This window comes from Flavicella sediminum (genome assembly GCF_006381105.1).
Classification (GTDB): domain Bacteria; phylum Bacteroidota; class Bacteroidia; order Flavobacteriales; family Flavobacteriaceae; genus Flavicella; species Flavicella sediminum.
Map to the genome: position 1 here is coordinate 174,116 of NZ_VDET01000014.1, position 11,664 is coordinate 185,779.

General features: G+C 33.8%; 9 protein-coding genes. 1 reads left to right on the plus strand and 8 read right to left on the minus strand.

Annotated features, from left to right (window positions below):
* Positions 1–370: 370 nt before the first annotated feature.
* Positions 371–2,869 (minus strand): T9SS type A sorting domain-containing protein, encoded by a 2,499-nt coding sequence (locus tag FGM02_RS13050; RefSeq protein WP_139958824.1) that lies wholly within the window; start codon positions 2,867–2,869, stop codon positions 371–373.
* A gap of 442 nt (positions 2,870–3,311) precedes the next feature.
* On the minus strand, positions 3,312–4,187 hold the full coding sequence (locus tag FGM02_RS13055) for an AraC family transcriptional regulator (protein ID WP_139958825.1): 876 nt from the start codon (positions 4,185–4,187) through the stop codon (positions 3,312–3,314).
* Between the two features lie 200 nt (positions 4,188–4,387).
* On the opposite strand from FGM02_RS13055, the gene FGM02_RS13060 reads away from it, so the two are divergent.
* The gene (locus FGM02_RS13060) at positions 4,388–4,636 is read left to right on the plus strand and encodes a hypothetical protein (protein ID WP_243739403.1); all 249 of its coding nucleotides are present in this window, start codon (positions 4,388–4,390) and stop codon (positions 4,634–4,636) included.
* Positions 4,637–4,675: 39 nt separating this feature from the next.
* Here the strand turns inward: FGM02_RS13060 and FGM02_RS13065 are convergent, their stop codons facing one another.
* From FGM02_RS13065 to FGM02_RS13090, 6 genes are all read right to left on the minus strand, one after another.
* A complete protein-coding gene (locus tag FGM02_RS13065; protein ID WP_139958827.1) occupies positions 4,676–5,107 on the minus strand; it encodes a heavy-metal-associated domain-containing protein in 432 nt (143 codons plus the stop codon).
* Between the two features lie 27 nt (positions 5,108–5,134).
* Positions 5,135–6,907: an efflux RND transporter periplasmic adaptor subunit gene (locus tag FGM02_RS13070; RefSeq protein ID WP_139958828.1), complete on the minus strand. Its 1,773-nt coding sequence runs from the start codon at positions 6,905–6,907 to the stop codon at positions 5,135–5,137.
* A gap of 4 nt (positions 6,908–6,911) precedes the next feature.
* Positions 6,912–9,407 carry a heavy metal translocating P-type ATPase gene (locus FGM02_RS13075; protein ID WP_139958829.1) on the minus strand — a complete coding sequence of 832 codons (2,496 nt, stop codon included), beginning with the start codon at positions 9,405–9,407 and terminating at the stop codon, positions 6,912–6,914.
* A gap of 71 nt (positions 9,408–9,478) precedes the next feature.
* Positions 9,479–10,042 (minus strand): helix-turn-helix domain-containing protein, encoded by a 564-nt coding sequence (locus tag FGM02_RS13080; protein WP_243739404.1) that lies wholly within the window; start codon positions 10,040–10,042, stop codon positions 9,479–9,481.
* A 12-nt stretch (positions 10,043–10,054) separates the two neighbouring features.
* A complete protein-coding gene (locus FGM02_RS13085; protein WP_139958830.1) occupies positions 10,055–11,308 on the minus strand; it encodes a TolC family protein in 1,254 nt (417 codons plus the stop codon).
* Between the two features lie 66 nt (positions 11,309–11,374).
* Entirely contained in the window at positions 11,375–11,566 is a 192-nt protein-coding gene (locus FGM02_RS13090; RefSeq protein ID WP_139958831.1) for a four helix bundle protein, read from the minus strand.
* Positions 11,567–11,664 lie beyond the last annotated feature (98 nt).

An 11,664-nucleotide genomic window follows, 5' to 3' on the forward strand; every position in this document is an offset into this window, starting at 1 on the left:
CATTTTTTTTGTTAAAATCACTATTTATTAGGTGGGTTATGTATAATGTTTTTTTTTAGAATTATCTCAACGATTTGTCATCTAGTGGAGTAGGTTTGTTTTTTGTTCGTTTTGTAATGTATAACGAACTATTTTTATCTGTTAAAGGAGGTGCCTATTTATGGAGTGAAGCTAAAAGAAATTTGTAAAAGAAAATGAAAGCTTTTTTCGATAAATAGATCCTAAGTTGTGGGTAGTTTGTACAAGTAAAAATCCTATTCCTATCAAATACAAATTTGATAGGAGTAGGATTTAGGTGTTTTTTTATGAGGAATTTGAATTCGCTAAAAAACAATTTCCTTGGTTTTGATTCAAATTTTCAAAACGCTAATTACTTTTTTAGAAATCTAAGGATCTCTCTATTTCCTTCAGCATCATAAGCCTTTATAATATAAACTCCAGAAGTAAGGTTTGAAACATCATACGTTTGCTGGTTTCCTGAAAATTCGGCTAATTTTTCTCCAGTGATTGAGTAGATAGCTATCGTACGAAACTCTTTCGATAATTTGAAATAATTGTTTACCGGATTTGGGTGTATTTGAAGTGTAGTAGCAGCATCTTTTTCTTCTAACGGATCTTCTGTAAAAATAATACTGGTTGGAGATTTTGCCATTGCTGTGTTGGCTGCAGGAGCAACATATTGATTGATAGCACCTTTTAGGTTATCCATATAATAGGTTGTCGTTGCTCCAGAAGAATCTCCATTGGCAAAACCTATAGCTACTTGATCATATCCATCAGGATAGGTCCCATAGGATGTGAAATCAAAATCTAAGTTTTCCCAAGTTTGTCCAGCCGATAAGGTTAATTGTTCGTAAACTCTTGTATTTAAAGTCGTGTTTAATAGAAAAACTCGAATTCGTGTGTCTACACTTGCCGGATTGGCCAAGTCTACAAAAGCATCTAATGATATTTTAAGAGTAGATAAGTCTGTAATAGGGTTTGGCAAATTGTAATAAATTCTGGCTGTTGAACCACCATCTCTAACAAATTTGGTAACTGTATCACTGGTATTTATTCCCGCTTTAACTGAATTCGAAAAATCTTCCGTTGTTGTCCCGTTTGATGAGCTTTCAACAGCAATATAATCTGTTGCAGTAGCTTCTTCATTTTCATACCAAGGGTATACTTGTTCTTCCCCTACAAGAAAAGCTCCTACAGGGCGTACATATTGTCCTGGAGCTGCATTAGCAACAAGCTGTTGATTTACATATTTTAATACGGTTTCTTCGTCTTCCATTGTGGTACCGTCTGTATCTGTGGTGGTAGAAAAAGTCACTGCTCCACCTGCATCTGTAATATTTTTAACAAATCGATATGCTTGTTCGTCATCAAACATTAAATCAGATCTTTCACTAGACCAGGTGGAACGAATAGGTAAGAATATATGTTTTACTGTTTGTTTAGTACCGTCATAAGATGTTGTTGGAGAGGCTTGAAAATCTGGTATTGTAAACTCTTCATAAGCCCAAGAATTTGGAGGTGCGCCTTGTCCTAAAGGTGTAATATGCCCTGCTGTCATATCAGACCATGGATCTTTTACTGTCATTTTTATGATTTTGTAATCAGTTTCATTAGTATCTTCAACACCATCAGTATCAACATAAAGAAAATTGCCATTAGTGTCTGTAATATAATCTTTGTTATAATTGGCAGAGATCAACACATCAGGATCAACATTACGAATCATTTGTATAAATTCAGCTCTGTCAGCATCGTTGCCGGGGTAACTATTAAAAGCATCTATCCAGTACCCATCAACTCCTAGTGCCTCAAAGCGTTTTATATAACCTTCGCAAAAATTCATCCATGCTGCATGTTCATCGCTAGCAAAATAAGTGCTAACATAATTATTCCATGCTGCAGCTCCTGTTGTAGAAGCTCTATCTGCAGGGCTCATTCCGTTTAAGTACAATATTACTTTTTTATTGGCACTTTTAAATTCGTTAATTACATCAATAATAACTTGCTCATTTGCCAAGCTAGGCACAAACTCTTCATCTATAATAGAACCTGTAGCTCCCATTACAGCGTCTACGTTTTCATTGGTTCTTAAGGTCCATAAAAATGATTTAGCATTGTTAGTCGCATTTGTAATTACGTGTCCCATAGAAGGGTAGCTACTTATAATCTCTTGTGCGCCTGCTACATAATCATAGCCATTGGCAACATAGTCATCTAAAGTTTCACCAGCTCTAACATACAAACGTGCTCCCCAAGACCCTTGAAGTGATACCGGAGTTCTGTTGATAACGGTTTGATCTGTAGTACCATAAATTTGATCTATAAAATAAGTTGTTGCTTTATTTGCATATATTCCGTTTCCGTAGCCAATATACATTTGATTATAACCACCACTTCCAAGACCAGTTGTAGTAAAGTCATTAGCATTAAAAACAAAAGAGAATTCTTCCCAGTCCTTTCCTATTGTAAAGTCTAGTTGTTTGTATTCTAGATCTCCTGTAGTAGTGTTTTTTAAATAGAGGCGTAACTTTTTTGGGCTAGAAGATAATCTGTTTTGGTTAATATTTATATAAGCTTTTAAGTTTACTGTATAAGTTACTGCTGCTTCAATAGGATTCTCTAAATCAAAGTAAGTAAAACCTTTAGTTACATCTGCATCTCTTACAAATTTAGAACTCGTTGCATTTGTGTTTACTCCATTTGTGTTTGGATTTGATTCATTTGTGGTAAAGGAACCAGAACTAGCATGTGTAAATAAAATTAGCTCTGTGTCGGTTTCATTTTCATACCAGAGATACTGCGCCTGAATTTTAGTAAGAAATAAACATAGGGGTACGATAAAAATAATGGTTTTTAATTTTAACATAGTTTAAGTATTAAGTTGGTTAATTGGTTTAATTGTTACCAAAGTTTCTGTTTTAAATCTTTAGCCTTTTGCTCTTTTCTTGCATTTTCTTTTGCTTATCGGTCATGGGGTATTCTCCTATCTTGATTTCTACCTATTTACTACTAGTTTTTAGCTAGTAATAGGGAAGGAGAGGAGCATTTTAGAATGTGAGGATTTGTGTTTCTTAAAAGCAATTCATTAAAATATAGTTAGTTTTTTAGAAAAAATATAGCTGTTTTTATAAAAAAGGACTTGTATTTCAATTGAAAAGCTACTAAATTTTGGTAGATCCGGACTAGAGTCGTTTTTGTGATCAATAAAAGCCATAACTATTTCTCATTATCGAATATTTTACTAAAATATTTGAAGTAGGGTGCTGTTAATTATATAGGGAGAAGAAGGAATTAAGGGAAGAAAGATTTTACCACTGCTCTAATTTTAAATTGCTTTTGTAGGAAGTAGGTGTAAAGCCAGTATTTTTTTTGAAGAGTTTGGAAAAGTAAGAATAATTAGAATAACCAAGTGCATCAGCAATCTGACTTACGGAATCGGAGCTAAACGTTAACATTCTTTTCGCTTCTAAAACAACACGTTGTGAAATTAGTTCTGTGACTGTTTTGTTTAGTAAATCTTTGCATATTCTATTTAGGTGTTTTAAAGAAATATGCATTTTTTCGGCATAAAAGGAAGGTGATTTTTTTTCTTTGTAGTAGGCTTCTAAATATTCATTGAATACTTTTATTTTATGCTGATATGTTTGCTGTGGCTGCTCATTTTCTAAGAGTTGCTTTCTAGAAATTTCAATATGGATAATATCTAGAATATTTAATAGTTTGTCAATTTTTCTAGATTTGTTCGTTTGATTTTCTCTAATTAATAATTGAAAATAAGTCTCAAGATCTCCACTTTCAGAATCAGTAAAATTGATGTTTGAAATATTTTTAGAAGCATCATAAAAAGGATATTCTTCAATTTTTTTCTCACCGAAATAGAGGTTGTAAATTTCTTTGGTATAAAATACGATATAGCCATCAATATCCTTTGATAATTTCCAACTGTGCGCTTGTCCGGGTTGAATAACAAAGAGGCTTCCTGCTTGAATTTTAAATTCATTCAAATCTATTTTATGAATACCGGTACCCTTGGTAAATAAAACCAATAAATAAAAATCATGTCGATGAGAACTTTCAATAAAGCTGTGTTCTAATAAATGATTTTTAAAGGTATTTATATACAAATCATTTTCATGAAGCTTGCAGCTAAATTTTTGAATATCGTAAATAGGATAATCTTTCATTTTGTTTGTAAATGTCTCTTTTGTGTTAGAAGTTGTGAATATAAGAATTCGATAGAGAATAGATATAGTTTATTTTTGCTTTAAAATAAGAAGATATGCTGAATTTATTGAAAAAATCATTTAATAACGAATGTCCAAATTGTAATAAAGGAAAAGTTTTTCAAACGAAGGTTTTCTTTTTTAGTCCTAAATATTCCAAAATGAATAAATTTTGTGCTTCTTGCCATCATAAATTTCAAAAGGAACCTGGTTTTTTTGTTGGGGCAATGTATGTAAGTTATGCTTTAGGAATTGCTGAGGTACTCGCTACTTTTTTTGTGTTAGGCTTGTTTTTTGAAAAAACTTTTGACCTTAGAATGTTGCCTATAATTGCAACGGTAATTGTATTGTTGACCTTTTTTAATGTTCGCTTTTCTAGAATGATATGGATGTATTTATTTAAAAATTAAGCAAAAAAAAGAGCCCTAAAATAGGACTCTTTTTGGTTTTTAGTGGTTGTGGCCTGAATGATCTTCTTTTTTAGCATCTGTTTGATTCATAACCATAGCATGGTCATATTGGCAGCAACCTGGTAAGTTTTGATAAGCAGTTTCATTTCCCGTAAAGTTTTCTGTATCATAACCCGAATTTGCAATGGCTTTGTGTACTGCGGCTGCATTTGTTTTTGACGCATCAAAAGAAATGTCAATTTTTTTCTTTGTTACATCCCAGTTTGCTTTAGAAACTCCTGCTACGCTGTTGGCAGCCTTTTCTATTGTTTTTTTACACATTCCACAATTTCCTCTTACTCCAAAAGAAACATTTGTAGCGGCTATAGCCTGTGTAACTTCTGTCGTATTCGTTTCTTTTTTGGCTTCGCTTTTACAACTTACCAAACCTACCATTGCCAAAAAGGCTACACTTAAAAGTACTTTTTTCATCTTTTTATCTATTTAATTGTTAGTTATTTATTCTATAATTTCTTTTACATCTCCACAGCCTATCATCGCTTCTCCAAAATAAGGGTTGACAATTTGTTTTTCACTGCTTAGCCAATAGGCTCCCTTGTTGTTTTCAGCCATAGGGCAGTGTTGTTTGTATACCTTTTCTTGTATTCCAAATATTTGAATAGCATCAATTAAAGCAATGGAAAGTTTTTGGAAATGAGTTCTCTGCATATCTAGTTCATTGGAGTTTATAATTGAATTGATGGCTGTTTTTATTTCTTTGGCTATAGACATCCATTGCATATGAGCGTTGTGATCAGTCAATAATTTCATATTCACCTTAGTCAAATTTTGTAACAATGTTTTGGATGCTACTACAACGGTTTCCGAGTCATCTTTGGTCAATGCATTTTTAATCACAATATAATCTTCATAGATGACATGTAACTGTTCTTGAAAAGCAGAGGCTACTTGTATTCTCTCGTTTGATTTTAGCACATCATCACTAGAAGAAGAAGTTGGCATGTTCATTCCCATATGAGCTTCATGTCCTGTTAGGGTTTTGCCTCCCTTTTTATTCATCATCGATTTTTTTCCTTGTAACTGAGCAGCAGCATCTACTGTAAAAGTTCCATTCATTACAATTTCATCTCCTACAGATAAGCCTTCTAAAATTTCATAGACATCCTTCGTTTTATTTCCTAACACCACTTCCCTCATTTCAAAAACAGGTTCTGTAGCATGTACTTTTTGATAGACAACAGAACGTTTTCCTGTCCATAAAATTGCCGATGCTGGAATACGCAAGGTTTCTTTAGTCTCCGTTTCTTTAAGCGCTACGGTTCCCGTTACAAACATTCCGGGTTTTAAAGCTCCATTTTTATTCTCTAACACCACTCGTAAATTTACCGTACGTGTTTGCTGATTCAGAACAGGGTCTATAAAACTAACCACTCCTGTATACGCTTTATGAGAAGTAGCATTCGTTTTAATTTTAATGCGCTGTCCTATTTTAAACCTATCTATTTGATGCTCATACACATCAAAATTAGCCCAAACGGAATTTAAATTAGCCACCTTAAAAATAGGTTTTCCATCCATAATATGAGCTCCATCACTTACAGCTATTTCAGAAACCACCCCATCTACATGTGCATAAATAGCAAAACTAGTTTTTACGTTTCCCGTTCTTAACACCTCCTCTAATTGAGGTCCATGCACCATCCAGTTTTTAAACTTTTGATGTATAGCTTTAAACAATTCGGGTTGCGATTCTTTTAGTTCATTCGCCGTAATTAATTCTTGCTGAGCAGCCACCAATTCAGGAGAATAGATATCGGCCACTTTCTGACCTTTATGTACACGTTCTCCCAAAGAAGTAATGTATAACTTTTCTATTCTTCCGTTAAAATGTGCAGGTTGTATAGCGGTTTCATCTGCATTGATACTTATTTTCCCCGATAAGTTTACAGCCTTCTCTCCTGTATTTGCATTACCAACCATAGTGGTTTGAATGTTAGCCAAAGCCATGGCATTTTCAGACAATTTAAACTGATTGGCCAACAAACCCTCTGCACTGCTTGCTGCAGGAATTAAATCCATCCCACAAATAGGACAATCTCCAGGTTCTGATTTCATAATTTGTGGATGCATAGAACAGGTCCACATTTCTTTCTCAACAGTTGCTTCTGAATGCTTATGACTTGTTTTTTTTGAACCTGAATATCCAAAGAACCAACTACCTAATAGCATTCCCACAACTAGTATTCCTATGTAAACTATATATTTTTTCATTTCTTTAAATATTCTCTTTTCTTAATCTTAAAGCATTGGCAATTACGGAAACCGAACTAAAACTCATAGCCAATGCAGCAATCATTGGAGATAATAAAATTCCAAAAACAGGGTATAAAACTCCTGCTGCAATAGGAACTCCAACGGAATTATATATCAAAGCGAAAAATAAGTTTTGTTTGATGTTTTTCATCACTGCATCACTTAAATTTCTAGCTTTTACAATTCCTTGTAAATCTCCTTTTACCAAAGTAATCATAGCACTTTCTATAGCTACGTCTGTTCCTGTTCCCATAGCGACTCCCACATCGCTTTTTGCTAAAGCAGGAGCATCATTAATTCCATCACCTGCCATGGCAACCACCTTTCCGTTTTGTTGGAGTTTTTCTACTTCTTTTAATTTATCTTGAGGTAACATACTTGCTTTAAAATCGGCTAAATTTAATTCTTTAGCTACGGCTTGAGCGGTATTGTAATTATCACCAGTAAACATCATAACTTCTATACCTTTAGCCTGCAACTCTCGAATGGCTTTGGCACTGCTTTGTTTGATTTTATCAGCAATAACCACATACCCCATCACTTGCTTGTCTATAGCCAAATAAGAAACCGTTTTCCCTTGTTCTTGATAAGCCGTTACTTCTTTTTCCATCTCATCACTAATAGTAGCTTGAGCATGTTCCATCATTTTAGGATTTCCTAAAGCTATTTTTTGGGCATCCACCTCAGCCTCTACACCTTTTCCTGTTACAGCACTAAAGTGTTGCGATGCTAAGAGCTCAACCTTTTTTTCTTTTCCAAATTGAACGGTAGCGGCTGCTAAAGGATGTTCGCTATTGGCATTTAAAGAAACAATATATTGCAAGATTTGAGTATCACTAAAACCATTCTGAAAAGAACCTACTTTTTCTACCGTTGGTTTTCCTTCGGTTATTGTTCCTGTTTTGTCTACAATTAGCGTAGTTACCTTGTCCATTTTTTCCAAAGCTGCTGCATTTTTTATAAGAACACCATTTTGTGCTCCTTTACCCACACCTACCATAATAGACATAGGAGTTGCCAATCCTAAAGCACAAGGACAAGCAATAATTAATACAGCAATGGCATTTACCAATGCATATACATACACAGGTTCAGGACCAAAAACAACCCAAAAAATAAACGTAATTATTGAGACTAATACTACCACAGGAACAAAATATCCTGAAACTTTATCTGCTAATTTCTGAATAGGAGCACGACTTTTACTGGCATCATTCACCATGTGAATAATTTGAGAAAGTAAGGTGTCACTTCCTACTTTTTCGGCTTTCATTAAAAAGGATTGATTTCCATTAATGGTTCCACTATTTACGTTATCTCCTTCTGTTTTGTTTACCGGAATAGGCTCTCCAGAAATCATCGATTCATCTACCGTAGTAGCTCCTTTGGTAATAGAACCATCTACTGGAATTTTATCTCCTGGTTTTACTTTTAAAATAGCTCCAATTTCAATTTTATCAATAGACACTTCAACCTCATCACCATCTATTATCTGAATAGCTTTGTTAGGGGCTAATTTTAACAATTCTTTTACGGCTGAATTGGTTTTACTATGTGCTCTGGCTTCTAACAATTGCCCCATTAACACTAAGGTTAAAATTACAGTTGCCGCTTCAAAATACACATGTACCGTTCCATGTTCAGTTTTAAACTGAGCAGGAAACACCTCCGGAAACAAAAGTCCAAATACACTAAACAACCAAGCCACTCCAGCACCAATACCAATTAGCGTAAACATATTTAAGTTCCATGTTTTTACACTTCTATATGCACGTTCAAAAAACATCCAGGTAGCATAAAAGACCACAGGTATAGACAAGCCTAACTGAATCCAATTCCAATAGTTTTGATCCAATACCTTATACAATGGATTGTTTGGAAGCATTTCGCTCATGGCAATCAAAAATACAGGCAAAGTAAAAGCAAGCGCAATCCAAAACTTCTTCAATAACTTTTGATACGTTTTTTCTTCTGCTGAGACATCGGGTTCTTTAGGGACCAAATCCATTCCGCAAATAGGACAATCTCCAGGCTCTTCTTTTAGAACTTCAGAATGCATAGGGCATGTATAGGCTTCTGAATGAACGGCCGTTAAATTTTGTTCCTCTACCAAGTCCATTCCACACACGGGGCAATCTCCAGCTTTGTCATAGGTCTTATCTCCTTCACAATGCATAGGACAATAAAAAGTTCCTGTCCCTTTTCCTTTGGGAACACTTTCTTTTTTAACGGTATGTGGATGTGCTCCAAGCTTGTGAATACTATAACGTCCTCCAGCTGCCTCCAAAGCTTTTTGTAAGGTTTTCAACGGAATATGACTTTCCATTTCTATAGTAGCTTCCGCTTTTTGCAAATCTACCTCAGCCTTAGCAACACCTTGTAGGTTAGAAAGAAGCTCTTCTACATGCCCACGACAACCGTTGCATGTCATTCCGTGTATGTGATATGTATGTTTCATGATATTCTTTTTTTATACCCTCAAAATTAAACTAGACTCTTTGTTTTCTTTTGTATGATTAAGGTAGATGTTTATACAATTTTGTCCAATGTTTTTCGATTCCAATCTTTTGCCGTTTTATAGGCGGTCATAGATAAACCTGTAATGAGTTTAAACTGCTTGGCTAAATGACTACTACTTTTGTAATTTAATGTGTAGGCTATTTCTGAAAAAGTGAATTGTCCCATTTGTATCAACTCCTTTGCTTTTTCTATTTTTAAATGAATTACATATTTTTCAATCGTCATTCCCGCTTCCGTACTAAACAACTTGCTTATTACCGAATAATCTTTGTTTAAGTGAGTTGCTAAATAAGTAGATACTTTTACATCAAAACCTCCTTGTACAATAATCTTTTCTTGTAAAAGCTCTTTTGTTTTTTCTACTAGTAATTCGGTATCACTTTTCATCATTTCAAAACCATTAGCCATGATGATTTTTTTAAAAGTTTCATAATCAGTTTTCGAAGAAATAGTGGCTACTATTTCTCCTAATTCAATTTTAGAAAAAGGAATAGCAGCTTTGGATAATTCTTGATGCAATACTTGCTTACACCGATCGCAAACCATATTTTTTATGTAAAACGTTTCTTCCATGCTTTGAACTCTCTATTTTATTAAATAATTAATTACTGTAGACATTACATAGTATTTTTTAATAGCTTCTATTTGATTTACTTCAAACTTTAATTGCAATTCTTGAATGTCTAAAACATCCTTGAAATCAATGGTTCCTGTTTCGTAATTTTTAAGTAAAATCTCTTCAGCCTTAGTTGCCTGATGTCTATTTTTAGTTTGTGTTTCATAACTAATTCTGGCTTCTACTCTTCCTTTTACAGCACGGTCTAACAAGGTTTCTAATTTATTTAAACGTTCTTGTTTTTCCGAATAAATTTCTTTTTGTTTTAATGCATTCTGTTTGCTTCTTGATTGGTATTTCTTATTAAAAATAGGAATAGATAGCGACACCATAGGCATGACAACATCTTTTCCATTATCGCTAAAATTTGTGTTTGGAATTTTTGATACATTGATATAATCCAAACCAAAACCAATCATAGGTTGTCTATCTTTTTGATTTAACAATTCCGATTGTGTTACAGAGGTATACAACTTATCGTACTTTAACAATTCAGGATGTACCCCTAAGTTGTCTGAATGTAACTCCAACTCCTTACTTGGAATTTGCAAGGTAGTTTCCAACTCAACAGCAACCTCTTTAGCTCTATTTAACAACTTATTTAAAAGAGTTTGTTCTGCTAGAAATTGTTGTGCTAAAATTTGTTTTAACTGCTCAATATCATTAATTCTCATTTCTAGTCTTAGCACATCTACCACCGAAGCTTTTCCAACCTCTACAGAAGTTAATGCTAACTTTTTATAAGTCTTTAATAAGGCTATGTTCTTTACAAATACTGCTTGTTTTTGCTGATTTGCATACAAGTTGTAATAAGCTTGCGATACTGAGCTGATTAATTTTCTTTTGGCAATCACCAAATCTTCATACTTAGCATCTGCCAAAGAATTTGCATAATTTTCACGAGCTGTAAGGGTTCCAAACCAAGGCAACATTTGTTTTGCCGACAATTTAAAGCGTTGGGGACCTGTTTTGGTTTCTGGTTCACTCACAAAATATCCCACACTTAATTCTGTATTAGGCAGTGTTTGTGTCTCATTTGCTTGCTCTGCTACAATTTGATGTTGCAATTCAAACTTTTGAATTTCGGGATTGTTTGCTAAACCTATTGCTATTAACTTTTCTAGTGATTGTGCATTCGCGAAGTGAAAAGTGAAAAGTGAAAAAGTAACAATCATCACTCTTCTCAAATTCACCCCTTTATTTTTATATTCTGATGTTGTCATTTTACATTCTTGATTTTGTGGTTTTAATACTACTTACCAACATTGCCGTTAATTATTTACATTGATTCAATAAAAATTCATGATTTTTAGTTTCCATACAAATTCAGCTTCACGAATAAGAGCTCCAATTGCAGTTCCACTCCTTAAAAGTTGTTTGCTTAAAACATATTCTTTTTTTTCAGAAATCAATAATTGAGAAAGCTTTACTATATGAATAGCAAAAACATAACTTTTGGTTTTTAAAACACTCTCTTTCATAGCGCATTTGTTTTTAGATCTTATTTTTAACTTTTTCACTTATCACTTATCACTTATCACTTATCACTTTTCACTTATCACCTCTCACTTCCCACTTA

What these genes read in the sequence shown, in the direction of transcription:
- FGM02_RS13065 (WP_139958827.1), bottom strand. Translation starts at nt 5,107, where the DNA reads ATGAAAAAAGTACTTTTAAGTGTAGCCTTTTTGGCAATGGTAGGTTTG.
- FGM02_RS13050 (WP_139958824.1), bottom strand. Translation starts at nt 2,869, where the DNA reads ATGTTAAAATTAAAAACCATTATTTTTATCGTACCCCTATGTTTATTT.
- FGM02_RS13070 (WP_139958828.1), bottom strand. Translation starts at nt 6,907, where the DNA reads ATGAAAAAATATATAGTTTACATAGGAATACTAGTTGTGGGAATGCTA.
- FGM02_RS13085 (WP_139958830.1), bottom strand. Translation starts at nt 11,308, where the DNA reads ATGACAACATCAGAATATAAAAATAAAGGGGTGAATTTGAGAAGAGTG.
- FGM02_RS13060 (WP_243739403.1), top strand. Translation starts at nt 4,388, where the DNA reads ATGAATAAATTTTGTGCTTCTTGCCATCATAAATTTCAAAAGGAACCT.
- FGM02_RS13080 (WP_243739404.1), bottom strand. Translation starts at nt 10,042, where the DNA reads ATGGAAGAAACGTTTTACATAAAAAATATGGTTTGCGATCGGTGTAAG.
- FGM02_RS13055 (WP_139958825.1), bottom strand. Translation starts at nt 4,187, where the DNA reads ATGAAAGATTATCCTATTTACGATATTCAAAAATTTAGCTGCAAGCTT.
- FGM02_RS13090 (WP_139958831.1), bottom strand. Translation starts at nt 11,566, where the DNA reads ATGAAAGAGAGTGTTTTAAAAACCAAAAGTTATGTTTTTGCTATTCAT.
- FGM02_RS13075 (WP_139958829.1), bottom strand. Translation starts at nt 9,407, where the DNA reads ATGAAACATACATATCACATACACGGAATGACATGCAACGGTTGTCGT.